This is a genomic window from uncultured Paracoccus sp. (assembly GCF_945915435.1).
Classification (GTDB): domain Bacteria; phylum Pseudomonadota; class Alphaproteobacteria; order Rhodobacterales; family Rhodobacteraceae; genus Paracoccus.
The window spans coordinates 14,636-37,429 of the sequence record NZ_CAMEFG010000030.1 but is presented as its reverse complement, the minus strand read 5'-3'; the positions used below and the strand labels follow the sequence as shown (position 1 = coordinate 37,429).

General features: G+C 65.9%; 23 protein-coding genes and 1 other RNA gene. 10 read left to right on the top strand and 14 right to left on the bottom strand.

The genetic code is table 11. From position 1 onward, the window contains the following. Window positions 1-72 precede the first annotated feature (72 nt). The 4 genes from prfB to Q0O97_RS11205 all read left to right on the top strand — a co-directional run bounded on the left by prfB (window position 73) and on the right by Q0O97_RS11205 (window position 3,473). Window positions 73-1,200 (top strand): peptide chain release factor 2, encoded by a 1,128-nt coding sequence (gene prfB / locus Q0O97_RS11220; RefSeq protein ID WP_294928953.1) that lies wholly within the window; start codon window positions 73-75, stop codon window positions 1,198-1,200. A gap of 78 nt (window positions 1,201-1,278) precedes the next feature. Then, window positions 1,279-2,337 carry a patatin-like phospholipase family protein gene (locus Q0O97_RS11215; RefSeq protein WP_294928950.1) on the top strand — a complete coding sequence of 353 codons (1,059 nt, stop codon included), beginning with the start codon at window positions 1,279-1,281 and terminating at the stop codon, window positions 2,335-2,337. A gap of 66 nt (window positions 2,338-2,403) precedes the next feature. Continuing rightward, complete coding sequence (hisF, locus tag Q0O97_RS11210) at window positions 2,404-3,165, top strand: imidazole glycerol phosphate synthase subunit HisF (protein WP_294928947.1); 762 nt, start codon at window positions 2,404-2,406, stop codon at window positions 3,163-3,165. Further along, window positions 3,162-3,473 (top strand): phosphoribosyl-ATP diphosphatase, encoded by a 312-nt coding sequence (locus Q0O97_RS11205; protein WP_294928944.1) that lies wholly within the window; start codon window positions 3,162-3,164, stop codon window positions 3,471-3,473. The genes hisF and Q0O97_RS11205 overlap by 4 nt, the downstream gene beginning before the upstream one ends. A 9-nt stretch (window positions 3,474-3,482) precedes the next feature. Here Q0O97_RS11205 and Q0O97_RS11200 read toward each other — a convergent pair whose 3' ends face one another. The 3 genes from Q0O97_RS11200 to tgt form a co-directional block, all read right to left on the bottom strand. Continuing rightward, entirely contained in the window at window positions 3,483-4,472 is a 990-nt protein-coding gene (locus Q0O97_RS11200) for a GNAT family N-acetyltransferase (protein ID WP_294928941.1), read from the bottom strand. 2 nt (window positions 4,473-4,474) lie between these two features. Further along, entirely contained in the window at window positions 4,475-5,638 is a 1,164-nt protein-coding gene (rnd, locus tag Q0O97_RS11195) for a ribonuclease D (protein WP_294928966.1), read from the bottom strand. A 248-nt stretch (window positions 5,639-5,886) separates the two neighbouring features. Beyond that, on the bottom strand, window positions 5,887-7,017 hold the full coding sequence (gene tgt / locus Q0O97_RS11190) for a tRNA guanosine(34) transglycosylase Tgt (protein WP_294928939.1): 1,131 nt from the start codon (window positions 7,015-7,017) through the stop codon (window positions 5,887-5,889). 236 nt (window positions 7,018-7,253) lie between these two features. On the opposite strand from tgt, the gene gdhA reads away from it, so the two are divergent. Beyond that, window positions 7,254-8,615 (top strand): NADP-specific glutamate dehydrogenase, encoded by a 1,362-nt coding sequence (gdhA, locus tag Q0O97_RS11185; RefSeq protein ID WP_294928936.1) that lies wholly within the window; start codon window positions 7,254-7,256, stop codon window positions 8,613-8,615. 50 nt (window positions 8,616-8,665) lie between these two features. Here gdhA and Q0O97_RS11180 read toward each other — a convergent pair whose 3' ends face one another. The 6 genes from Q0O97_RS11180 to Q0O97_RS11155 form a co-directional block, all read right to left on the bottom strand. Then, the gene (locus tag Q0O97_RS11180) at window positions 8,666-9,886 is read right to left on the bottom strand and encodes a glycosyltransferase (protein WP_294928933.1); all 1,221 of its coding nucleotides are present in this window, start codon (window positions 9,884-9,886) and stop codon (window positions 8,666-8,668) included. Then, complete coding sequence (locus tag Q0O97_RS11175; RefSeq protein ID WP_294928930.1) at window positions 9,883-11,487, bottom strand: ABC transporter ATP-binding protein; 1,605 nt, start codon at window positions 11,485-11,487, stop codon at window positions 9,883-9,885. Before Q0O97_RS11175 ends, Q0O97_RS11180 begins: the two co-directional genes overlap by 4 nt. Continuing rightward, window positions 11,484-12,590: an ABC transporter permease gene (locus tag Q0O97_RS11170; RefSeq protein ID WP_294928925.1), complete on the bottom strand. Its 1,107-nt coding sequence runs from the start codon at window positions 12,588-12,590 to the stop codon at window positions 11,484-11,486. Before Q0O97_RS11170 ends, Q0O97_RS11175 begins: the two co-directional genes overlap by 4 nt. Further along, window positions 12,590-13,729, bottom strand: coding sequence for an ABC transporter permease subunit (locus Q0O97_RS11165; RefSeq protein WP_294928919.1), 1,140 nt, complete (start codon window positions 13,727-13,729; stop codon window positions 12,590-12,592). The genes Q0O97_RS11170 and Q0O97_RS11165 overlap by 1 nt, the downstream gene beginning before the upstream one ends. 40 nt (window positions 13,730-13,769) lie before the next feature. Further along, window positions 13,770-15,614, bottom strand: coding sequence for an extracellular solute-binding protein (locus Q0O97_RS11160; RefSeq protein ID WP_294928914.1), 1,845 nt, complete (start codon window positions 15,612-15,614; stop codon window positions 13,770-13,772). A gap of 154 nt (window positions 15,615-15,768) precedes the next feature. Further along, a complete protein-coding gene (locus tag Q0O97_RS11155) occupies window positions 15,769-16,290 on the bottom strand; it encodes a cytochrome c family protein (RefSeq protein ID WP_294928909.1) in 522 nt (173 codons plus the stop codon). 153 nt (window positions 16,291-16,443) lie between these two features. Here Q0O97_RS11155 and Q0O97_RS11150 point away from each other — a divergent pair, with 153 nt between their 5' ends. Continuing rightward, window positions 16,444-17,325, top strand: coding sequence for a prephenate dehydratase (locus Q0O97_RS11150; protein WP_294928902.1), 882 nt, complete (start codon window positions 16,444-16,446; stop codon window positions 17,323-17,325). A 25-nt stretch (window positions 17,326-17,350) separates the two neighbouring features. Here the strand turns inward: Q0O97_RS11150 and Q0O97_RS11145 are convergent, their stop codons facing one another. Further along, on the bottom strand, window positions 17,351-17,812 hold the full coding sequence (locus tag Q0O97_RS11145) for a hypothetical protein (protein ID WP_294928895.1): 462 nt from the start codon (window positions 17,810-17,812) through the stop codon (window positions 17,351-17,353). A gap of 664 nt (window positions 17,813-18,476) precedes the next feature. Here Q0O97_RS11145 and ffs point away from each other — a divergent pair. Further along, window positions 18,477-18,575, top strand: an RNA gene (ffs, locus tag Q0O97_RS11140) — signal recognition particle sRNA small type. Window positions 18,576-18,653: 78 nt separating this feature from the next. Here ffs and Q0O97_RS11135 read toward each other — a convergent pair. Both Q0O97_RS11135 and hisA read right to left on the bottom strand, forming a co-directional pair. Then, a complete protein-coding gene (locus tag Q0O97_RS11135) occupies window positions 18,654-19,109 on the bottom strand; it encodes a DUF2867 domain-containing protein (protein WP_294928892.1) in 456 nt (151 codons plus the stop codon). Then, window positions 19,109-19,825: a 1-(5-phosphoribosyl)-5-[(5-phosphoribosylamino)methylideneamino]imidazole-4-carboxamide isomerase gene (hisA, locus tag Q0O97_RS11130; protein ID WP_294928890.1), complete on the bottom strand. Its 717-nt coding sequence runs from the start codon at window positions 19,823-19,825 to the stop codon at window positions 19,109-19,111. The genes Q0O97_RS11135 and hisA overlap by 1 nt, the downstream gene beginning before the upstream one ends. Before the next feature lie 160 nt (window positions 19,826-19,985). On the opposite strand from hisA, the gene Q0O97_RS11125 reads away from it, so the two are divergent. Further along, the gene (locus Q0O97_RS11125; RefSeq protein ID WP_294928887.1) at window positions 19,986-20,372 is read left to right on the top strand and encodes a DUF2147 domain-containing protein; all 387 of its coding nucleotides are present in this window, start codon (window positions 19,986-19,988) and stop codon (window positions 20,370-20,372) included. On the opposite strand, the gene hisH is transcribed toward Q0O97_RS11125, so the two are convergent. Together hisH and hisB are read right to left on the bottom strand one after the other, a co-directional pair. Next, window positions 20,369-20,998, bottom strand: coding sequence for an imidazole glycerol phosphate synthase subunit HisH (hisH, locus tag Q0O97_RS11120; RefSeq protein ID WP_294928884.1), 630 nt, complete (start codon window positions 20,996-20,998; stop codon window positions 20,369-20,371). The two genes, Q0O97_RS11125 and hisH, sit on opposite strands and share 4 nt — an antisense overlap. Continuing rightward, on the bottom strand, window positions 20,998-21,585 hold the full coding sequence (gene hisB / locus Q0O97_RS11115) for an imidazoleglycerol-phosphate dehydratase HisB (protein ID WP_294928881.1): 588 nt from the start codon (window positions 21,583-21,585) through the stop codon (window positions 20,998-21,000). The genes hisH and hisB overlap by 1 nt, the downstream gene beginning before the upstream one ends. Window positions 21,586-21,761: 176 nt before the next feature. Between hisB and Q0O97_RS11110 the strand changes: the two genes are divergently transcribed. Next, a complete protein-coding gene (locus tag Q0O97_RS11110) occupies window positions 21,762-22,217 on the top strand; it encodes a hypothetical protein (protein ID WP_294928878.1) in 456 nt (151 codons plus the stop codon). Between the two features lie 2 nt (window positions 22,218-22,219). After that, window positions 22,220-22,585 carry a cell division protein ZapA gene (locus Q0O97_RS11105; RefSeq protein WP_294928875.1) on the top strand — a complete coding sequence of 122 codons (366 nt, stop codon included), beginning with the start codon at window positions 22,220-22,222 and terminating at the stop codon, window positions 22,583-22,585. The last annotated feature ends 209 nt before the right edge of the window (window positions 22,586-22,794 follow it).

The window sequence follows — 22,794 nt, the reverse complement described above, 5'->3', positions numbered from 1 at the left end:
GCGCGGCAGGGTTCTTGCCCCCGCGCCGCGCAGCCGTTATCTCTGCACCCCTGATTACGAAGGACGACGATCATGCGCGCGGAAACCCAGGCGACCATCGAAAACATCCGCAAATCGCTGCGGCTGCTGGCGCAGCGCATGGATTGGGACACCGCGCCGCACCGCCTGGAAGAAATGAACGCCATGATCGAGGACGGCGACCTGTGGTCCGATCCGGCCCGCGCGCAAAAGCTGATGCGCGACCGCCAGATGCTGTCCGACGCGGTCGAGACCTATCGCCGGATCGAGACGGAACTGGGCGACAATATCGACCTGATCGAGATGGCCGAGGCCGAGGGCGACATCGAAGTGGTGGCCGAGGCCGAGACCACGCTGAAAACCCTTGCCGCCCTTGCCGCGCAAAAGGAACTGGAGGCCCTGCTGAACGGCGAGGCCGACGGCAACGACACCTTCCTTGAAATCCACGCGGGCGCGGGCGGCACGGAAAGCGCCGACTGGGCCAGCATGCTCGCGCGGATGTATACCCGCTGGGCCGAGAAGAAGGGCTATACGGTCGAGCTGCAATCCGAAACGCCGGGCGAAGAGGCGGGCATCCGTTCCGCCGCCTACAAGATCAGCGGTCCCAACGCCTATGGCTGGCTGAAATCGGAATCGGGCGTGCATCGTCTGGTGCGCATCAGCCCCTATGACAGCGCCGCGCGGCGCCACACGTCCTTCAGTTCGGTGTGGGTCTATCCGGTGGTGGACGACAGTATCGAGATCAGCATTCCCGACAATGAAATCCGCATCGACACCTATCGGTCGTCCGGGGCGGGGGGCCAGCACGTCAACACCACCGATTCGGCGGTCAGGATCACCCACCTGCCGACCGGGATCGTCGTCACCAGTTCGGAAAAGTCGCAGCACCAGAACCGCGCCAATGCGATGGCCGCGCTGAAATCGCGTCTGTATCAGATGGAGCTGGAGCGCCGCCACGCCGAAATCAACGCCCAGCATGAGGCCAAGGGCGAAGCCGGTTGGGGCAACCAGATCCGTTCCTACGTCCTGCAACCCTATCAGATGGTCAAGGACCTGCGCACGGCGCATGAGACCTCGGACACGCAGGGGGTTCTGGACGGCGACCTGGACGCCTTCATGGCCGCGACGCTTGCGATGGACGTATCCGGCAAGTCGCGGGCCGAGGCCAACGCCGAGGACTGATCCCGCCCGCCGCGGTTTCGCCCCTTGCGCGTCCGGTCCGAATCGCGCCTGATCGGGGGGCGGAATCCGGAACGGGACATGGTCAAGCGAATCAATCTGGCATTGCAGGGCGGGGGCGCGCATGGCGCCTTTTCATGGGGCGTGATCGACCGCTTGCTGCAAGAGGACGAAATCGAGATCGCCGCCATCAGCGGCACCTCGGCCGGGGCGCTGAACGGGGCGGCGCTGAAGGCGGGGCTGGCCTCGGCGCCGGGACCCGAGGGCAGGGCGGCGGCCAGGCGGAACCTCGACCATGTCTGGTCGCGGATCGGAAAGGTCAGCAACAGCCTGATGTCGCGCTGGCTGAGCAGCATGATCCCCGCGCCCCATTTCATGCAGCGCCTGACCCATGCCATGTCGCCACTGACCTGGTTCGAGACGATGGGCCGTTTCGTCAGCCCCTACGACTTCGGGGTGCTTTACAGGAACCCGCTGGCCTCGATCATCGCGGGGATGCCCCATGCGGCACTGAACGGCGCCGGGGGACCGCAGCTTTTCGTCTCGGCCACCAATGTGCGCACCGGGCGCATCCGCATCTTCGCCAATGGCGAGGTGACGCCCGAGACGATCATGGCCTCGGCCTGCCTGCCCACGGTCTTCAAGGCGGTCGAGATCACCGACCCGCGCACCGGCCGGACCGAAGCCTATTGGGATGGCGGCTACAGCGGCAACCCGGCGCTGTTTCCGCTTTACGACCCCGCCCTGCCGCGCGACATCGTGATCGTGAACATCAACCCGATGATCAAGGACGGCGTTCCGCGCCTGCCCGTCGAGATCGAGGACCGCATCAACGAAATCAGCTTCAACGCCGCCCTTTTGGGCGAGTTGCGCGCGATCCGTTTTGTCAAGCGCCTGTTCGACGAGGATCGCCTGTCGGGCCGCGCGATGAAGAACGTGCTGGTCCACATGATCCGCAACGACGACCTGATGGCCGGGCTGGCGGGATCCAGCAAGATTGTGCCGGGACCTGGGCTGGTCGCGGAACTGCATGCCGCCGGCCGCGAGGCCGCGCAGGAATTCATCGACCGCGACCTGGAAAACGTCGGCCACCGCGACAGTTGCGACGTGGCGGGAATGCTGGCCTGGGACGCGGAATGATCGGGGCAGGCGGCCCCTTCCCCCCGCAGGTCCGAACGGTTAAACCCTTGGCGACAGGAGTCCGCCATGCTGAAAACCCGTATCATCCCCTGCCTTGACGTCGCCGATGGCCGCGTGGTCAAGGGCGTCAACTTCGTCGATCTGATCGACGCGGGCGACCCGGTCGAGGCCGCGCGCGCCTATGACGCCGCGGGCGCGGACGAGCTGTGCTTCCTGGACATCCACGCCACCCATGAAAACCGCGGCACCATGTATGATCTGGTCACGCGCACGGCGGAACAATGCTTCATCCCCCTGACCGTGGGCGGGGGCGTGCGAACCTCGGCGGATGTGCGCGACCTGCTGCTGGCGGGGGCGGACAAGGTCAGCTTCAACTCGGCCGCCGTCGCCAACCCCGATGTGATCACTGAGGCCGCCGACCGCTTTGGCAGCCAATGCATCGTCTGCGCCATCGACGCCAAGACCGTCGCCCCCGGCAAGTGGGAGATCTTCACCCACGGCGGGCGCAGGCCGACCGGCATCGACGCGGTGGAATTCGCCCGCACCGTCGCCGCGAAAGGCGCGGGCGAGATCCTGCTCACCAGCATGGACCGCGACGGCACCAAGGCGGGCTTCAACATCCCCCTGACCCGCGCCGTTGCCGATGCGGTGGCGGTGCCGGTCATCGCCTCGGGCGGGGTCGGCACGCTGGACCATCTGGTCGAGGGCGTGACCCAGGGCCATGCCAGCGCGGTGCTGGCGGCCAGCATCTTCCATTTCGGCACCCATACCATCGCCGAGGCCAAGGCCCATATGGCCGCCGCCGGCATCCCCGTGAGGCTGACATGAACGCGCTGACCCGTCTGGACGCCACCATCGCCGCCCGCAAGGGCGCGGACCCCTCTGATAGCTGGACCGCCCAGCTTCTGGCGAAAGGCCCCGAGAAATGCGCCGAGAAATTCGGCGAGGAAGCCGTCGAGGCGATCATCGAGGCCGTGAAGGGCGACCGCGCCCGTCTGGCCGACGAAGCGGCTGACGTGCTGTATCACCTGCTGGTCATGCTGGCCGCGCGCGATCTGTCGCTGGCCGATGTGCTGGCGGAACTGGAACGGCGCGAAGGGCAGTCCGGCATCGCCGAAAAGGCGTCGCGCGGCTGACGGCCTTGCTCAGAATCGCCGCGCGTAGCGATGCCCCGGCCCGCTGCGCACGGATGTGGCCAGCATCAGCCATTCGTCTTCCAGCACGAATCCGATCTTCTTCAGCAGGCCGCCGACAGGCTCTGCATCGGCAAAGATCTCGGCATGGACCGCATCGACGGCGTATCGGTCGCACAGCTCTTGCAGAAAGGCGCCAAGCGCCTCGGAGGCGATACCCAGACCCTGCACGGTCGAATCGAGGAAACCGCCCAGCAACAGCGCCTTGCCGCCACCCGGCGCCGCGCCCGTCAAGGGGCGCAGGTCCAGCCCGACCGCCCCGACGATCCGGTCCTGCAAACGGATCTTGCACCAGAAGGGCGGCACGCCGGTGAACTGGGGCAGCGATCCGTGAAATTCCTCGACGCTCATCCCCGGACGGAAGTTAGGCAGATCGGGTGCGACCCCGCGCCGTGCCGCGATATCGTAGACGAAATTCCAGTCGGCCCGGCGAATCGGGCTGATCCGCAACCGCTCGGTCTGCACCTGGAAGGGCTGAGCCTTGGCGAAATCCGCGCGGGTCAGCCGCAGCAGGCCCATGTCCGGGCGGGTCAGCGAACTGGAAACGTCGCTGATCGTATCGGGCCGGAAGCCAAGCCGGTCCAGGATCGCCTTCATCGCATAGTTTTCGGGCAGGTAGCGCGCATGGGCCTGTTGCGCACCGGCGGCGAACAACCGCGACAGGGCCAGGATCGCGGCGCGCGTGGCGATCCCGCTGCCCTGGAATCGCGGATGCACCCAACAACCCAGTTCCGGCGTGGCCAGCACCATGCCCGCGAATTGCCCATCGACGCGCACGGCCCAGTTGTTGGTGACGGCATTGATGGCCCCGTCCTGCCCCTTCGCCGCCCCGTCATAGGGATAGGGAAAGCGATGCAGCCAGCCTGAAACCTGCGGGTCCATCATCGCGACCGAGATCGCCAGCGTATCTTCGGCGGTCGGGGGGCCAAGGGTCACATGCATGATCAGCCAACTTCCACGATCTTGACGTTGCCGCTATCCGCCGACAGCGCGATCTCGCCCCTTGCCAGGCGCAGCGCGTCCTTGCCGAAGACCTCGGCCCGCCAGCCCGACAGCGCGGGCAGATCGCGTGCGCCCGAGGCAATGGCATCCAGATCGGACGAGGACGCGATCAGCTTGGCCGCGACATTGGCCTGATCGGACTTCGCCTTCAGCAGCACCCGCAGCAGCTCCGACAGCGCGGGGTTGCCGACCCGGCCCGGCTCGTCCTGCGCGGGCTTGGGCAGGTCCGACGTCTCCATCCCCTGCTTCACGGCGGCAAGGATGCCGGTGGCGATATCGCCCTTGCGCGCTTCGCGCAGCAGCAGGCGCGACTTGCCCAGATCCGCCTCGCTCTGCGGACGGGTCGAGGCCAGTTCGATCAGCGCATCGTCCTTGAAGACGCGCGAACGCGGCACGTCGCGGGTCTGGGCATAGTTTTCGCGAAACCGCGCCAGTTCCCGCACCACCGCCAGGAAGCGGGGCGAGCCGGAGCGCGTCCGCACCCGCTGCCATGCGTCTTCGGGCCGCGTCACATAGGTCGAAGGCGTCAGCAGCACGTCCACCTCTTCCTCGACCCAAGGCGCCCGGCCGGTCTTTTCAAGCCGGCCCGACAGGTGTTCGTAGATCTGGCGCAACCAGGTCACATCCGCCAGCGCATATTGCGCCTGATCCGAAGACAGCGGCCTGCGCGACCAGTCGGTAAAGCGCGAGGACTTGTCCAGCGGCGCCCGCGCGATCCGCTTGACCAGCGTCTCGTAGCTGACCTGCTCGCCGAAACCGCAGACCATCGCGGCGATCTGCGTGTCGAACAGCGGCTGGGGCAGGACCCCGGCATCGTGATAAAAAATCTCCAGGTCCTGCCGCGCGGCGTGAAAGACCTTCACCGTCGGGCGGTGACGAAACAGGTCGTAAAGCGGTTCAAGCGACAGATCGCCCGCGATCGGGTCGATCAGCACCGCCTCGCCCGGCTGGTCCCGTCCGGGGGCGGGCAGCGCGGCCTGGATCAGGCACAGGCGCGAATAATAACTGCGCTCCCGCAGGAACTCCGTGTCCAGCGTAACATAGGGGCGCGTCTTGGCGATGTCGCAGAACTCTGCCAGTTCCGGCGTCGTCTTGATCGTTTTCACTTCTTTCGCGGGCATCCGCAACTGACCTTAACCTGGCGTCTCATCTTCGCTAGTGCCTACCCAGCCGAGCGCGCCTTTGCAAACCTGCTGTTCCAAAAGATTCGTTACAATTCGAACCATCTCCGCCAAAGCCTGCCGGGCGGCAGCAACCGAATTCTTGCCATATTTCGCGCCGGGCACAAACGGACAAATACCCCGCGACGTTACGGAAATCGGAAAATCCCCGTCGATCCCCGGCCCGCACCCGGTCACATGGGTGCAATATCGCCCTCATCGCGCAGGGCGTGGAATTCGGCCACGAACCGCTCCAGCCGCCCCGCTGCGATGGCGTCGCGCAGCCCGGCCATCAACTCCTGGAAATAATGCAGGTTGTGCCAGGTCAGCAGCATCCCGGAAATCATCTCGCCCGCGCGAAAGACGTGATGCAGATAGGCCCGGCTGTAGCCCCGGCAGGCGGGACAGGTGCAATCCTCGTCCAGGGGGCGCGGATCGTCGGCATGGCGCGCGTTCTTGATGTTGACCTGCCCGCGCCGGGTCCAGGCCTGCCCCGTCCGCCCCGAACGCGAGGGCAGGACGCAATCCATCATGTCCACCCCGCGCTGCACGGCGCCCACGATATCGTCGGGCTTGCCCACGCCCATCAGGTAACGCGGCCTGTCCGCAGGCAGGAAACCGGGCGCATAGTCCAGGACGCCGAACATCGCCTCCTGCCCCTCGCCGACGGCAAGGCCGCCGATGGCATAGCCCTCGAAACCGATGGCCTTCAGCGCCCCGGCGCTTTCCTCGCGCAATTCGCGGGTGACGCCGCCCTGCATGATGCCGAACAGCGCATGACCGGGCCGGTCGCCGAAGGCGTCCCGCGACCGCTGTGCCCAACGCATCGACATGCGCATCGAACGCGCGACCTCTTCCTCGCCCGCGGGCAGGGCGGGGCATTCGTCAAAGGCCATGACGATATCCGAACCCAGCAGCCGCTGGATCTCCATGCTGCGCTCGGGCGTCAGCACATGGCGCGAGCCGTCGATATGGCTGGAAAACGTCACCCCCTCTTCGGTCAGCTTGCGCAGGCCGGCCAGGCTCATCACCTGGAACCCGCCCGAATCGGTCAGGATGGGCCGTTCCCAGTTCATGAAACGGTGCAACCCCCCAAGCCGCGCGATCCGCTCGGCCCCCGGCCGCAGCATCAGGTGATAGGTATTGCCCAGCAAGATATCCGCCCCCGTGGCGCGCACGGATTCGGGCAGCATGGCCTTGACCGTGGCGGCGGTGCCCACGGGCATGAAGGCGGGGGTGCGGATCTCGCCGCGCGGGGTGGCGATGGTGCCGGTGCGGGCCGGGCCGTCGGTGGCCGCGACCGAAAAGGAAAACGCTTTGCTCATGACCGGGGCTGATACCCCCGGGCGCGAAAGGATGCAAAGCCCAAGGCGCAGGGCACGGGGCGCGGCCCCGGCATCTTCTTCATCATCCAAATACCCAAAACGCCCACCTCTCCACCTGGCCCGGCATCGACTGCCTCTCGCAGCGGCAAACCATCTTTTTCTTGTCCAGTTTTTGCTCTATCAGCGCAGCAGATTGCACATTTGTGATGCAAGGCCAACCTGATTGGAGACACATCTTGACCATTCTCGATGACAAACTCGAACCCATCTTCGACGAGGTCGTCCGCCGCAACGCCGGCGAGTCCGAGTTCCACCAGGCGGTCCGCGAAGTTCTCGAAAGCCTTGGCAGGGTGGTCGCAAAACGTCCCGACTATATCGAGGATGCGCTGATCGAACGCATCTGCGAACCCGAGCGCCAGATCATCTTCCGCGTCCCCTGGACCGACGACACGGGCCGCGTCCAGATCAACCGCGGCTTCCGCGTCCAGTTCAATTCGGCCATGGGCCCCTACAAGGGGGGCTTGCGCTTCCACCCTTCGGTGAATGTCGGCATCATCAAGTTCCTGGGTTTCGAGCAGACCTTCAAGAACGCGCTGACCGGCCTGCCCATCGGCGGCGGCAAGGGCGGATCGGACTTCGACCCCAAGGGCCGCTCGGACGGCGAGGTGATGCGTTTCTGCCAAAGCTTCATGACCGAGCTTTACCGCCACCTTGGCGAATATACCGACGTGCCCGCCGGTGACATGGGCGTCGGCGCGCGCGAGATCGGCTATCTCTTCGGACAGTACAAACGCCTGACCAACCGTTACGAGGCGGGCGTGCTGACCGGCAAGGGGCTGTTTTACGGCGGCTCGCTGGCGCGCAAGGAGGCGACCGGCTACGGCAACACCTATTTCACCCGCTCGATGCTGCAAACCACGGGCGACGATTTCGACGGCAAGACCGTGGTGGTTTCCGGTTCGGGCAATGTCGCGATCTACACTATTGAAAAGGTGCAGGAATTCGGCGGAAAAGTCATCGCCTGCTCGGACAGTTCGGGCTATATCGTGGACGAAAACGGCCTCGACCTTGCGCTGATCCAGGAAATCAAGGAGGTGCGCCGCGGCCGGGTCTCGCAATATGTGCGCATCAAGGGCGAAGGCAACGGCGTCTATTTCGTCAAGTCCGGCGACGGCTCGATCTGGGATGTGCCCTGCCAGGTCGCGATGCCGTCGGCCACGCAGAACGAACTGACCGGCAAGGATGCCAAGAAGCTGATCCAGAACGGCGTGCTGGCCGTCGGCGAAGGCGCCAACATGCCCTGCACCCCCGAGGCGATCCGCACCTTCCGCGAAGCCGGGATAAAGTTCGGCCCCGGCAAGGCGGCGAATGCGGGCGGCGTCGCGACCTCGGCGCTGGAGATGCAGCAAAACGCCTCGCGCGATCGCTGGAGCTTCGAGAAGACCGAAAGCAAGCTGGCCGACATCATGCGCGACATCCACGACAGTTGCTTCGAGACCGCCGATGAATTCGGCGCGCCGGGCGATTACATCATCGGCGCCAATATCTCGGGCTTCATCCGCGTGGCCGAACCGATGCGCGCCTTCGGCGTGATCTGACCGGCGGCCTGATCCGACAGGCAGGGGGCCGCGTCTGCGGCCCCTTTGCGTTACGGTGCGAAGCTTTCGACCCATTCGATCAGCCGGGGCAGCGACCGGGTTCGGAAGTCGTAATCCGCGACGATCCGCTGCCGCGCGTTTTCGCGAATCGCGGCGGCATCGGGGTCCTGTTGCGCCAGCCCGCGAATCAACGCGCGCTCTAGCCCCGGCTGATCGAAGAAATCGACCAGACGCCCGGTTTCGCCATCCGTGACGAGTTCGCGCACCGGTGCGGTGTCCGAGGCGACGATATAGCAGCCCGCCGCCATCGCCTCGGTCAGCGACCACGACAGCACAAAGGGATAGGTCAGGTAGCAATGGACCCGTGCCACCCGTAGCAGCGACAGGTAATCGGCATAGCTGACCCGGCCCAGGAAATGGATGCGCCCAAGGTCCAGTTTCCCGTCCAGTTCGGCCAGCATCCGGGCCTTCCAGCTTTCGGCGCCCTTCGGACGCTGCCCATAGCTGACCCCGTCGCCCCCGACCAGCACGACCTGCGCATCGGGGCGGGCGCGCATGACCTCGGGCAGGGCACGCATGAAGCGATGAAACCCCCGGTAAGGCTCCAGCGAGCGCGAGACGAAGCTCAGCACCTCATCGCCCGCGCGCAGCACGCGCCCGCCCGGCAGCGTCAGGCGGGCGTCGGGGTCGGGCCGCACCTTTTCGGTGTCGATCCCGTCGTGGATCACCGTGATCTTGCCACGCAATTCGGGCGGGAAGGTTCCGGCCTGGTAATGGGTCGGCGACAGCGCCGCGTCGGCCTGCACCAGCCCTTGCAGCAGATGGGCCGAGCGCGCGACGGTCGAGACGCGGGCCTCCAGCGAATCGCTGCCCGTCTCGGGGTCGAATCCGACGTCCTGACCTTGGGTATTATACATCAGTTCTGCATAGATCAGCAGCCGGGCATCGGGCCAGACCTCGCGCAGAAACAGCGTCTCGCCCCAGCCGGAATGGCCGAAGATCACGTCGGGGACATAGCCGTGCCGGTCGCGCAGCGCCCGGCAGCCACGCGCCGCCATCCAGCCGCGTTCGGCATATTCGCTATAGGTCTTGCCAAGGTTCCGGGCCAGATGTTCCTTGCCGGGCGCCTTGTAGCGCACGACCTCGACCCCCGCCGGGCGCTGGTTTTCCTCGTCCGTCAGGGCCAGGACCCGATGCCCGCGCGCCGCCAGCGCCGGGGCGAGGTGCAGGAACTGGCCCGGAAAGTTCTGGTGGACGAACAGGATCTTCATGGGCCGCTTTCGCCATGCTTCCCAAGCGCCGCCTGCAAGAGCTGGCGGGTATATTCGTGCTGCGGATCGGTAAAGACCGCCTCGCTGCTGCCCTGTTCGACGATATCGCCCGCGCGCATGACGATGATCTGGTGCGACATGGCCCGGACCACGCGCAGGTCGTGGCTGATGAACAGGAAGGCCAGCCCGTGCCTTTTCTGCAAGCCGCGCAGCAATTCGACGATCTGGACCTGAACCGTCATGTCCAGCGCGCTGGTGGGTTCGTCCAGCACGACCACCCTGGGCCGCAGGATCATGGCGCGGGCGATGGCGATGCGCTGGCGCTGGCCGCCGGAAAATTCATGCGGATAGCGGTGCATGGCGGCGGGGTCCAATCCGACCTCGGCCATGATTTCGCCCACCATCTCGCGCCGGTCGCGGCCCGGTTCAAGACCGTGGACGCCCAGGCCCTCGGCGATGATCTGCTCGACCGTCATGCGCGGCGACAGGCTGCCATAGGGGTCCTGAAAGACGATCTGCATGTCCCGCCGCAACCGCCGCAACCGGCCCGAGGACCATTTGGAAATATCCTGTCCCAGATAGAGGATCGGCCCCTCACTTTCGATCAGCCGCATGATCGCCAGCGCCAGCGTCGTCTTGCCCGACCCCGATTCGCCCACGATGCCAAGCGTTTCGCCCGTCCTGACCGACAGCGAGGCCGCGTTCACCGCCTTGACGTGGCCGACGGTGCGGCGCAGGAAGCCGCGCTTGATCGGGAACCAGACGCGCAGATCGCGGGTCTGGACGATGGTTTCGGCGCCCTGCGCGATGGGATCGGCAAAGCCGGTCGGTTCGGCCGCCAGCAGCTTGCGGGTGTATTCGTGCTGCGGATCGGCGAAAAGCCGGGCCGCCGGGCCTTGCTCGACGATCTCGCCGTCCTTCATCACGCAAACGCGGTCGGCGATGCGGCGCACAAGGCCAAGGTCGTGGCTGATGAACAGCATCGACAGCCCCTCGGCCCGCTTCAACTCGGCCAGCAGTTCCATGATCTGGGCCTGGATGGTGACGTCCAGCGCGGTGGTGGGTTCGTCGGCGATCAGCAGTTCGGGACCGTTGGCCAGCGCCATCGCGATCATGATGCGCTGGCGCTGGCCGCCGGAAAACTGATGCGGGAAATCGTCCAGCCGGGTTTCGGGATCGCGGATGCCGACGCGGGTCAGCAGTTCGATGATCCGCGCCCTTGCCGCGCGTCCGCGCAGGCCCTGATGCAGCCCAAGGCTTTCGGCCAGTTGCCGCTCCAGCGTGTGCAGCGGGTTGAGCGAGGTCATCGGTTCCTGGAAGATAAAGCTGATGTCATTGCCGCGAACGGCCCGCAACTGCGCCTCGGGCGCGTCGATCAGCTCGCGCCCCTCGTATCTGACGGACCCTTCCAGATGGGCCGAGGCGGGCAGCAGCCGCACGGTGCTGAGCGCGGTGACCGACTTGCCCGACCCCGATTCGCCGACCAGCGCCACGGTCTCGCCCCGCCCGACGGTGAAGCTGACGCCCTTGACCGCCAGCACCTGCCGGCCATCCTGCGTAAAGCCGACGCGCAGGTTTTCGACGCTCAGGACCGGGCTCATGCGAAGGTCTTTCTGGGGTCAAAAGCATCGCGCACGCCTTCGAAGATGAAGACCAGCAGCGACAGCATGATCGCGAAGGTGAAAAAGGCGGTGAAGCCCAGCCAGGGCGCTTGCAGGTTCTGCTTGGCCTGCAAGGCCAGCTCACCCAGCGAGGGCGCCGAATTGGGCAGCCCGTAGCCAAGATAGTCCAGCGCCGCCAGCCCCGAGATCGCACCCGTCACCACGAAGGGCAGCATCGTCAGGGTCGCCACCATCGCATTGGGCAGGATATGGCGGAACATGATGACCCGGTCGCTGACCCCAAGCGCGCGGGCGGCGCGGACATATTCGAAATTGCGCGCGCGCAGGAACTCGGCCCGGACGACGCCGACCAGCGCAGGCCAGCCGAACAGGATGGTAATGAAGACCAAGAGCCAGAAACTTCGCCCCAGTATCGCAAACAGGATGATGATGACGTAAAGCGACGGGGTCGAGGACCAGATTTCCAGCAAACGCTGGAAGAACAGGTCCGTGCGCCCGCCGAAATAGCCCTGCACCGCCCCCGCCGCGATCCCCAGGACAGAGGCGCAGGTGGTCACGATCAGCGTGAACAGGATCGACAGGCGGAAGCCGTAGATCACGCGGGCCAGCACGTCGCGCGCGGTATCGTCGGTGCCCAGCCAATGCCGCGCATCGGGCGCGCTTGGGGCGGTGCCGACGTTGTTGATGGTGCGGTAGTGATAGGGGATCGGCGGCCAGACCATCCAGCCCTGCTCGACCGCCTCGCCCGCGACGGTGCCGCTGGCGGCGGCCTCGGCCTCGACGCCCTCGGGGTCGTCCCAGCATTCTTCCCGCCCGCCGGTGCGGATCAGGCATTGAACGCCGGGGTCGGTATAGATCGCCTCGGTCCCGAAATCGCCGCCGAAGGTGCGTTCAGAATAGAAGTTGTAGACGGGGAAATACAGCTCTCCGCGATAGCTGACGACGATGGGCTTGTCGTTGGCGATCAGTTCGGCGAACAGCGACAGCACGAACAGCACCGAAAAGATCACCAGCGACCAGAAGGCCCGGCCATTGCGGCGGAAGTTGCGCAACCGGCGACGGTTGAGTTCGGATAGCGCCATCAGCCCGCCCTCTTTTCAAAGTCGATGCGCGGGTCGATCAGCACATACATCACATCCGACAGGATGCCCACCAGCAGCCCCATCAGCCCGAAGGCGTAAAGCGTGCCGAAGATCACCGGATAGTCGCGCTGCACCGCCGCCTCGAAGGCCAGCCGCCCAAGGCCGTCCAGCGAGAATATCAGCTCGATCAGGATGGACGAGCCGAAGAACACGCCCAGAAACAGCGCCGGAAAGCCCGCGATCACGATCAGCATGGCGTTGCGAAAGACATGGCCGTAAAGCACGCGCCTTTCCGTCAGGCCCTTGGCGCGGGCGGTCATGACATATTGCTTGTTGATCTCATCGAGGAAACTGTTCTTGGTCAAGAGCGTCAGCGTGGCAAAGCTGGAGATCGTCGTGGCCACCACAGGCAGCGTGATGTGCCACAGATAGTCCTTGACCTTGCCCCACAGGCTGAGGTCCGCGAAATTGTCGCTGGTCAGGCCCCGCAGCGGGAATATCTGCCAGTAGGATCCGCCCGCGAACAACACCATCAGCAGCACCGCGAACAGGAAGGACGGGATCGCATAGCCCACGATGATGATGCCGCTGGTCCATGTGTCGAAGGCCGTTCCCGCCCTGACCGCCTTGCGGATGCCAAGCGGGATCGAGATGACATAGGCCAGCAGCGTGGACCACAGGCCAAGCGTGATCGACACCGGCATCTTTTCCACCACCAGATCGACCACGGAGATCGAGCGGAAGAAGCTGACCCCGAAATCGAACCGCAGGTAGTTGCCCATCATGATGAGGAAGCGGCGCGGCGCGCTGATCTGTTGCTTTTCGCATTCCGGCGCGCGCAGGTCGGGGGTGCCCTGATAGCCCGGCTGGCAGGTGATCTCGGCAAAGCCCATCTGGACCTCGAGCCGGTCCAGCATCTCGGGCGGCAGGCCGCGCGCGCCGGCATAGGCTTCGTTCACCGCCCCCGCATCGCCGCCGCCGGAAATGTTGCGGAACACGTCGCCCTCGCCCTGCACGCGGGCGATGATCTGCTCGATCGGGCCGCCCGGCACGAATTGCGTCAGGGTGAAGTTGACCAGCATGATGCCGATCAGCGTCGGTATGATCAGCAGCAATCGCCGCGACAGATAGGCCAGCATGTTCTTGCGTTATCCTGCTATTTTCGCTGCCTGTCCGGGTCTAGCGGATCGCGCCCGCCGCCCTCAGCCGTTCCGCCTTATCCGCATCGTGCCACCAGAAATCAAGCACGCCCAGGTCATAGGGCGGGATCGTCTCGGGGTGGCCATACATGTCGTAATAGGCCAGCGTGTAATCGGCCTTGAACCATTGCGGGACCCAGAAATGCAGCGCGCGCAGGGCGCGGTCGGTGGCGCTGATGATCGTGCGCATCTCGTCCTCCGAAGTGGCGTTGATGCCCATACGGATCAGCGCGTCGATGGCCGGATTGGCCAGCCCCATCGGGTTGAACACGTCGTCCACCGCGTCCGAGCCGAAGACCTGCTCGGCCCCGCCGCCGATCATGAAGCTTTGCCCCAGATGCGCCGTCACGATGTCGAAATCCTTGGACCGGGTGCGGTTCGTCATCTCGGCGTCGTCCACCCGCGCATTGACGGCGTCGATGCCAAGCGCGCGCAGGTTCTGCACGAAGGGGTTGATGATGCGGTCGAAGCTCTGGTTGTCGTTGAGAAATTCGACCCGCAGCACCTCGCCCTGCGCATTGCGGCGCATCCCGTCATTGCCGGTTTCCCATCCGGCTTCATCCAAGAGCGCGGCGGCCCGGCGCAGGTTGCGGCGGTCAAGCTGGCTGGCCGAGGACACGGGCTGGACCACGGCATCCTCGGTCAGCACGCCATCCGGCAGGTCGGCGGCCAGCGGTTCCAGCAGCGCCAGTTCCTGGGGCGATGGGGGGCCTTCGGCGGCCAGTTCGCTGTTGTCCCAGAAGGAATTGACCCGCGTGTTCAGCCCGTAGAACAACGTCTCGTTCGACCATTCGAAGTTGAACATGACCGAGATCGCCTCGCGCACGCGGATATCCTGGAATTTCTCGCGCCGCAGGTTGAAGACCCATGCCTGGCCGTTGGCGATCCGCCCGTCGGGCAGGGTTTCCTGCACCACCGCCCCGCTGTTCAGCGCCGGAAAATCATAGCGCGTCGCCCAGTGGATCGAGGAAACCTCGTTGCGGAAGGTATAGACGCCCGCCTTGAACGCCTCGAATGCGCTGTCGTAATCGGCGAAGAATTCATAGCGGATGCGGTCGAAATTGTGCCGCCCGGCATTGATCGGCAGGTCCTTGCCCCAATAGTCGGGATTGCGGCGCATCACGATCCGGCGGCCCATGTCGGCGCTGTCGAAGACGTAAGGCCCCGATCCCAGGAAGGGGGTCGCGCTGGATTGTTCGATGTCGCGGTCGTTTTCCTGAAAATCGGCGCGGGAAAAGACGATATGCCCGCCGACCTGGTGGATGACGTCGCGGCGCGGATAGTCGGGGGTAAAGGTGAACTTGATGCGGTGGTCGTCCAGAACCTCGGCCCCCTCGACCATCTGGGCGATGCCGGTGCGATAGGATGACAGCCCGTGGTTGCGCAGAAGGTCGAAGGAAAACAGCACGTCATGCGCGGTCAGGGGCGAGCCGTCCGAGAATCTCGCCTCGGGGCGCAGGTTGAAGATCACCCAGTCGCGGCTTTCGGGATATTCGATCGTCTCGCACAGCAGGCAATAGGCCGCGCCCTGTTCGTCGGCCACGCTTTCCATCAGCGGCTCAAGCATCATCACCGACGCGGCGGTAGCGCGGCCGCGGTGGGTATAGGGGTTGTAGCTGTCGAATCCCCCCTGCGCGGACATCGAGATCTCGCCCCCCTTGGGCGCGTCGGGGTCAACGTAGCCTAGATGCGGAAAATCGGCGGGCAGTTCCGGTTCGCCGAACACGGAAATCCCGTGCGAGACAGTGATCGCCTCTTCCTGCGCAGCACCCGGCGCGACGTTGAATAACAGGGCGGCTGAGGCAAGAAGCAAGGCTTGGCGCATATGATCGGTCCCGTCGGTTCTTGTTTCGCGCTAGGCTATCAGCCATGCGCAGGGGTTCAACATGCAAATGCGTGAACGAAAGCGGGCGCGGAAGCCGATGCCCCCGCGCCCGTCGGCGAAAGGAAGGGCGCGCCGCTGCGGGCGCGCCAGCCGATCAGGGGTTCGCTTCCAGATAGGCGATCAGGTCCGCGCGTTCCTGAATGTTGCGGATACCGGCAAAGGCCATCTTGTTGCCGGGAACGAAGCCGCGCGGATCGGTCAGGAACTGTTGCAGGTGGTCGGGGTCCCAGGCACCTTCATGACCGGCCATCGCGTCCGAATAGTTGAACCCGTCCACCGCAGCCACGTCGCGGCCCACGACGCCGTTCAGGTGGGGACCGACGCCGTCGCTGCCGTCCACCTTGTGGCAGGCGCGGCACTTGGCAAAGGCGCGCTCACCCGCGGCGGGGTCGGCGCTGGCGAAGATCTCGGCGAAGTCGGGACCTTCCTCGACCTCTTCCGCTGCGCCTTCGGCTTCCTGGACCGGGATGGTGTAGGCCTGCGCAATTTCTTCGTCGCCGTGGTGATCAGGTCCGACCCGATACAGGGCGGACGCGCCCCATGATACCAGCATCAGAAAAAGCATCGACGAAATCAAAGCGCCCGCGGCCTTGGTGACGGTCATGGTATTGAACATTTTCTGCGGGTCCCCTGTGCGGTCTTTCCGTGGAATTGGGCGTATCTATCCGCTTTCGCTTGGATGGATCAAGGTATAGTTCTGCGCCTTGCGACACAAATCCAGCGGCAATACGCCGCCCCCAGGGAAAAAAGCCGGGACAAGAGGCCAGCGATGACCAGAAACGTGATTGCCTTCCAGGGTGAGCCGGGGGCCTACAGCCACCAGGCATGCCGCATTTCGCGCCCCTCGATGGAGGTGAAACCCTGCCGCACCTTCGAGGACGTCATCGAGACGGTGCGGTGCGGCGAGGCGGAACTGGCCATGCTGCCGGTCGAGAACTCGACCTATGGCCGGGTGGCCGACATCCACCACCTGCTGCCCGAAAGCGGGCTGCACATCATCGACGAAACCTTTGTCCGCGTCCATATCAGCCTGCTGGCGCTGCCCGGCGTCGCGCTGGATCAGGTCACACAGGCCATGAGCCATCCGGTCCTGCTGGGCCAGTGCCGCAACTTCCTGCGCAAGCACGGCATCGGCGGCGTGACCGGCGCGGATACCGCCGGTTCCGCGAAAGAGGTCGCCCACAGGGGCCAGCCGCACCTGGCGGCGCTGGCCTCGCCCATCGCGGGCGAGATCTACGGCCTTCGCGAACTGGCCGGCGGGATCGAGGATTACAGCAACAACACCACCCGATTCCTGGTCATGTCACGCACCCCGGACGCGAGCCGCCGCACGAATGCGGCGGGCGACGGGCTGATGATGACCAGCTTCGTCTTTCGCGTGCGCAACATCCCGGCGGCGCTTTACAAGGCGATGGGCGGATTCGCAACGAACGGCGTCAACATGACCAAGCTGGAAAGCTACATGGTCGGCGGCCAGTTCACCGCGACGCAGTTCTATGCCGATATCGAGGGCCACCCCGAGGACGCCAACGTCGCCCGCGCGCTTGAGGAGCTGCGCTATTTCACCTCGAGCCTGGATATCCTGGGTGTCTATCCCGCCGATTCGCTGCGTGTCCGGCAGGGCCGCCCCGCCAACGGCGATTCCGGTTAGGGCAGGCGCCCGCTTTCGCAAGGCGTCAGGCCACGGCGGCGCGGGTGATGTCGTCCACGAATTCCGCGATGCGCAGCGCGAACTTGCGATCAAGCTGCACCTTGCCCAGCTTGGCCGTCTGCAACAGCAGCCGCGCGCGCATGTTGCGCGGGCGCAGCTTGACCTCGAATTGCAGCCGCGCCTTGCACAGGGTCAGGGCGATGACGGTCAGTTGCAGTTCGACGTCGAACAGTTCCGAGCGCCCCTCGACCTCGATCACCTCGGGGCGGTCGAAGCGGGTCACGTCCAGCCGGACCTCGCGCCGCCTGGCCCGCCAGTCGAAGCCGATTTCCCACGCCATGCCCGCACCCGGTTCGCGCGCCGGATCGACCCGCCGCACCAGCGCGCCGCGCCGCGTCAGCAGCCGCTCGATCCGGTCGAAGTCGGCCAGCGCGTCGAAAAGCTGTTCGGATGAAAGCTCGGTATCCTGTCTGGTGGAGAATTTCATTACTGACCCTTATGCGCCGGGCGGCGTAAAAAACGAACTCGATAAACTGTCATGCGCGGGGTGGCGATGCATCCCGAAATACGTCCATCCCTACTACGTTCCGTCACGTCTTGCACAGACGACACCGACAGGCCGGAAAACAACCCTGAATTGTCAGATGCCTTGAAATCCGGCCCAGAGGCAAGGGCCGTCCGCGGGCCGGGCCGCGCATTTTCGCGGCGGCGGACCGGCGCATGGACCTGATCGGACATGACCCGGACCGATGGCTTCCGGCCCTTGCCACGCTGGCCGGAAGGCCGGGCGATCGCCGGGGAAACCGCCTGGTTTTCGATGCCGGGGACCGGCTGCAAGCCCTGCCTGCGGCCGTATCGCCAAGGCGCGACCGATCGACGCAGACCGCCCGCAGCCGGGGGGCGCGGCAATGGGCCGGGCCGGCCACGGCGCCTCGCCGCCCCGGCGGTCGAGGTTTCCGCGCCGACAGCGAATTCTTGCTCATGCCGCCTGCGTTGGGGGCGTTGTCTTGGCCCCGTGGATGCGGCGGGCGGGGCCGATTCTGCGCCATGCCGCCCTGCGCGGCGGACGGGGCCGCCGCATATCGGCGAACAGGGCAGGATGCGCCCATTCCCGCCTTGCATTCGCGTGCGACAGGCCCTATCTGTGCCGGTGAGAGGTTGGCGCGGGCAAGCGCCTCGCCAACCCGGTCAGGTCCGGAAGGAAGCAGCCGTAACGAGCCCCGCTTGGGTCGTTGTCCAGCCTCTCACCTAATGCCCCCCTCAGCCGATTCGATGGATAATCCCTTGAAATATAGGGAATTGTTGTCGCGTCACCCGGCTGGCCGCGCTTATCCCGCGCGCCGGACACGGGCCAGCGCGTTGCGGATGATCAGCACATGGAAGGGCATGACTGCCGCCAGATAGGCCCGCCCGCCCGGATTATGCGGGCACACCCATGTCGCGCAATGGATGCGGCCCCCGCGTTGCAGGACCGAGACGCGGAAATCCAGATGCCTGTCGTCGAAGCCGACCAGAACCTCGTCCGGGGTTTCACGGTCCAGCGGGAAGGGGCCGAAGGTCGGGACGCCGGCAGGGGCTTCGGTGCGCAGCCCGAAGGGGCGCATCAGCCCGTTGCGCAGGCGCAGAAGCGCCGCCGCCCAAGGCGGGAAAGCCGCGATGATCCGCGCGGCCTCATGTGCGGGCAGGGGACTTTCGCAGGCGTAGCAGTCGAGGAAATCGTCCGGGCGGCGGATGTCCGCCAGCAGGCTGCCCTCGGGCAGCGTTGCCCGGACGATGGCCGACATCAGGCGAGTTCCCGCAGCGCCTCGGCCAGGTCGATCGCGCCATCATAGAGCGCGCGGCCCGAGATCGCCCCCGAGATCGCGCCGGTCGCCCGCAGCGCGCGCAGATCGGCCAGCGAGGACACGCCGCCCGAGGCGATCACCGGGATGTTGACCGCGCGGGCCAGCGCCTCGGTCGCGGGGATGTTCGGCCCCTCCATTGCGCCGTCGCGGTCGATGTCGGTGTAGATGATCGCGGCCACGCCCGCATCCTCGAAGCGGCGGGCGAGGTCGGTGGCCATCACGTCGGTTTCCTCGGCCCAGCCACGGGTGGCGACGCGGCCCGCGCGGGCGTCGATGCCGACCGCGATCTTGCCGGGGAAGGCCAGCGCGGCCTCGGTCACCAGCGCGGGGTTTTCCACGGCGACGGTGCCAAGGATGACGCGAGCGAGGCCGCGCTCGATCCAGCCCTCGATGGTCGCCATGTCGCGGATGCCGCCGCCAAGCTGGGCCGGGACGGTGATCGCGTCGAGGATCGCCTCGACCGCCCCGCCGTTGACCGGACGGCCCGCGAAGGCGCCGTTCAGATCGACCAGATGCAGCCATTGCGCGCCCGCGTCCTGGAAGGCGCGGGCCTGCGCGGCGGGGTCGGTGCCGAAGACGGTCGCGGCCTCCATCTCTCCGCGCAAGAGCCGCACGCAATTGCCGTCCTTGAGGTCGATGGCGGGATAGAGGATCATCGGGGCGCTCCGTATTTCTGTCGGGCTTCCTTTGCCACATCGGGCTCGGATCAGAAAGCCCATCCGATGCCGCAGGGGCGGAACCTGCCGACCTGACGTCATGCTTGATCGGCGCGGCGCGCGTGGCATCCTTTTGCCATCGGCAAGGGAGGACCGGCGGATGAGAAGAATGGCAATCGGCGCCTTGATGGCGCTGGCCGCAAGCATGGTGCAGGCGCAGGAGATCGGGGGGATATTCCAGACGCAGGCCAATGACGACGGCAATATCGGCATGGTCGAGTTCTACGACTGCGGCGGCGCCTGGTGCGGGCGGCTGATCCGCTCGTTCGACGCACAGGGGAACGAGGTTCCCTCGCCCCATATCGGGCGCAACATCGTCGCTGGCATGGTGGCCGAGGGCGGGGGCAAGTTTTCCGGCGGCACGATCTGGGACCCCGGCGCGGACAAGACCTATCGCTCGAAGATGGAATTGCGGGGCGACCGGCTGAACGTCTCGGGCTGCGTGGCGGTGTTCTGCCGGACGCAAAGCTGGATCAGGCGGCGCTAGGGCCGCCAGCGCAGGAAGTTGGCGATCAGGCGAAGGCCCATGGCCTGCGATTTTTCCGGGTGGAACTGCGTGCCGAGGATATTGTCGCGCCCGACGATGGCCGCGGCCGGCCCGCCGTAATCGGCTGATGCGATCAGATGCGCGGGGTCGGCGGTGACGAATCGCCAGCCGTGGACGAAATAGGCGTGATCGCCGGTCGCGATGCCGTCCAGCACCGGGTGGGGCTGGTGGATGTGCAGGTCGTTCCAGCCCATATGCGGCACCTTCAGGCCGGGCGCGTCGATGGCGCGGATCTGGCCCGGTATCCAGCCAAGACCGGGGGTTTCGCGATATTCGAACCCGGTATCGGCCAGCATCTGCATCCCCACGCAGATGCCCATGAAGGGGCGGGCGCGGGTCAGGACGGCCTCGCGCAGGGCCTCGACCATGCCGGGCACCGCGTCCAGCGCGGCACGGCAGGCCGGGAAAGCGCCGTCGCCGGGCAGCACGATCCGGTCGGCGCGCAGGACGGTTTCGGGGTCCGAGGTGACCTGAACCTCCGCCCCGGCCTCGCGCCCCGCCAGCGCCAGCGCCTTTTCGGCGGAATGCAGGTTGCCGCTGTCGTAATCGACCAGCGCGACCCGCATCACAGCGCGCCCTTGGTCGAGGGCAGGATACCCGCCATGCGCGGATCGGGTTCCACCGCTTCGCGCAGGGCACGGGCGACCGCCTTGAAGGCGGCCTCGGCGATGTGGTGGCTGTTGAGGCCGTGCAGACGGTCCACATGCAGCGTGATGCCGCCGTGGGTGGACAGCGCCTGAAAGAACTCGCGCACCAGTTCGGTGTCGAATGTGCCGATCTTCTCGGTCGGGAAATCGACGCCCCAGACAAGGAAGGGACGGCCCGAAAGGTCCAGCGCGGCGCGCACCAGCGTGTCGTCCATCGCCAGGTGGAAGCTGCCATAGCGGCGGATGCCGCGCTTGTCGCCAAGCGCGCGGGTCAGGGCCTGGCCGATGGCGATGCCGGTGTCCTCGACCGTGTGGTGGTCGTCGATATGCAGGTCGCCCGTCGCGCGCAGGGTCAGGTCGATCAGTGAATGGCGCGCAAGCTGGTCCAGCATGTGATCGAAGAAGCCGACCCCGCTGCGGTTGTCGTATTGGCCGGTTCCGTCGAGGTCCAGCGTGACCTCGATTTCGGTCTCGGCCGTCTTGCGGCTGATCGTGGCGCGGCGCATGGCGGTCCCTTCCAGATGTGACGTCACCTTATAGGTCGCGCTTTGCCCGCTGAAAAGCCGCGCTTTCACGGCAAGGCTTCGCATGGATTCGCCGCAACCCGCGCTGTGTTCTTGTCTTGTGGCGCAGGGAATGACAAACACGGGCATACAGGGAAAAAAGGAAAGCAGGGCCGATGATGGGCGATCTGACAGTCAGCGAAAAGCGTTTGATCGCGGCACTGGACCGTATCGACCGCTCTATCGAGCGCGCGGTCTCGGGGTTGCGGGCCGCGCAGGAAGATGGGGGCGGGTCGCAGCAGCAAGGCGATGAACTGGCCGGTTTGCAGGTCCGGCTGGACGAGATGCACGAAAAGCTGGGCCGGATGGGCGCGCAGGCCGCGCGCCTTGCCGCCGCGAACGAGGGGCTGAGCCAGGCCAACCGCCTGCTGCTGTCCAAGGCCGACAGCGGCGGGATCGGCGCCGACGAGGAACGCGCCGCGCTGGAGGCCGAGATCGAGGCCCTGCGCGCCGCCCGCGACGCCGAGATCGGGCAGGTGGGCGACATCCTTCAGGCGCTGGACGGCTTGCTGGGCGCCTCGCCCGATGCCGCCGGGACGGATTCGGACGAAAACGATGGCGAGGAAAGGGGCTGATCATGGCCGAGGTTGATTTCACGATCGGGCACAAGAAATACACCCTGACCAGCCAGGAGGGGGAAGAGCGCCTGCTGCGCCGCGCCGCCGGCCTGCTGGACGCCGAGGCCCAGCATATCCTGTCGCAGGCCGGGCGCATGCCCGAGCCGCGCCTGCTGCTGCTGGCCGGGCTGATGCTGGCCGACAAGTATTCGGCGCTGGAGGATCGCGCCGCCTCGGCCGAGCGCGAACTGGCGCGGCTCAAGGCCAATCCGCCGCGGGTCGAGGTGCCGGTCGTGCCCAACACCGTCGCCGAGAGCATGGCCGAACTTGCCGCCCGCGCCGAGGCGCTGGCCCGCAAGGCCGACGAAAGCCTGCCCGCAGAATAGGGTCTTTTCACCGAATCGCACAACCCGACGCCGCGCCCATGCGCGGCGTTTGCGATTCGCGGGCAGTTGCGCGCGGAATTTTCCTTTTGCCCCGTCCTGGACAACAGGAAGGATTTTCCCCTTGGCATTGGAAAAGCAAAACAATCTAAACACGACCGTCTTTCTGGTATTTTTATTCTTGATATAAACGATCATCTGTGTCGTCATTT

Coding starts and splice junctions, on each gene's coding strand:
- hisH (WP_294928884.1), bottom strand. CDS start 20,998: ATGCGGGTCGCGCTGGTCGATTACGACAGCGGCAACCTGCATTCCGCC.
- Q0O97_RS11215 (WP_294928950.1), top strand. CDS start 1,279: ATGGTCAAGCGAATCAATCTGGCATTGCAGGGCGGGGGCGCGCATGGC.
- Q0O97_RS11160 (WP_294928914.1), bottom strand. CDS start 15,614: ATGCGCCAAGCCTTGCTTCTTGCCTCAGCCGCCCTGTTATTCAACGTC.
- Q0O97_RS11165 (WP_294928919.1), bottom strand. CDS start 13,729: ATGCTGGCCTATCTGTCGCGGCGATTGCTGCTGATCATACCGACGCTG.
- prfB (WP_294928953.1), top strand. CDS start 73: ATGCGCGCGGAAACCCAGGCGACCATCGAAAACATCCGCAAATCGCTG.
- Q0O97_RS11105 (WP_294928875.1), top strand. CDS start 22,220: ATGGCCGAGGTTGATTTCACGATCGGGCACAAGAAATACACCCTGACC.
- Q0O97_RS11125 (WP_294928887.1), top strand. CDS start 19,986: ATGAGAAGAATGGCAATCGGCGCCTTGATGGCGCTGGCCGCAAGCATG.
- hisB (WP_294928881.1), bottom strand. CDS start 21,585: ATGCGCCGCGCCACGATCAGCCGCAAGACGGCCGAGACCGAAATCGAG.
- hisF (WP_294928947.1), top strand. CDS start 2,404: ATGCTGAAAACCCGTATCATCCCCTGCCTTGACGTCGCCGATGGCCGC.
- Q0O97_RS11200 (WP_294928941.1), bottom strand. CDS start 4,472: ATGCATGTGACCCTTGGCCCCCCGACCGCCGAAGATACGCTGGCGATC.
- Q0O97_RS11155 (WP_294928909.1), bottom strand. CDS start 16,290: ATGTTCAATACCATGACCGTCACCAAGGCCGCGGGCGCTTTGATTTCG.
- tgt (WP_294928939.1), bottom strand. CDS start 7,017: ATGAGCAAAGCGTTTTCCTTTTCGGTCGCGGCCACCGACGGCCCGGCC.
- Q0O97_RS11175 (WP_294928930.1), bottom strand. CDS start 11,487: ATGAGCCCGGTCCTGAGCGTCGAAAACCTGCGCGTCGGCTTTACGCAG.
- Q0O97_RS11170 (WP_294928925.1), bottom strand. CDS start 12,590: ATGGCGCTATCCGAACTCAACCGTCGCCGGTTGCGCAACTTCCGCCGC.
- Q0O97_RS11205 (WP_294928944.1), top strand. CDS start 3,162: ATGAACGCGCTGACCCGTCTGGACGCCACCATCGCCGCCCGCAAGGGC.
- Q0O97_RS11150 (WP_294928902.1), top strand. CDS start 16,444: ATGACCAGAAACGTGATTGCCTTCCAGGGTGAGCCGGGGGCCTACAGC.
- Q0O97_RS11180 (WP_294928933.1), bottom strand. CDS start 9,886: ATGAAGATCCTGTTCGTCCACCAGAACTTTCCGGGCCAGTTCCTGCAC.
- Q0O97_RS11110 (WP_294928878.1), top strand. CDS start 21,762: ATGGGCGATCTGACAGTCAGCGAAAAGCGTTTGATCGCGGCACTGGAC.
- Q0O97_RS11135 (WP_294928892.1), bottom strand. CDS start 19,109: ATGTCGGCCATCGTCCGGGCAACGCTGCCCGAGGGCAGCCTGCTGGCG.
- Q0O97_RS11145 (WP_294928895.1), bottom strand. CDS start 17,812: ATGAAATTCTCCACCAGACAGGATACCGAGCTTTCATCCGAACAGCTT.
- hisA (WP_294928890.1), bottom strand. CDS start 19,825: ATGATCCTCTATCCCGCCATCGACCTCAAGGACGGCAATTGCGTGCGG.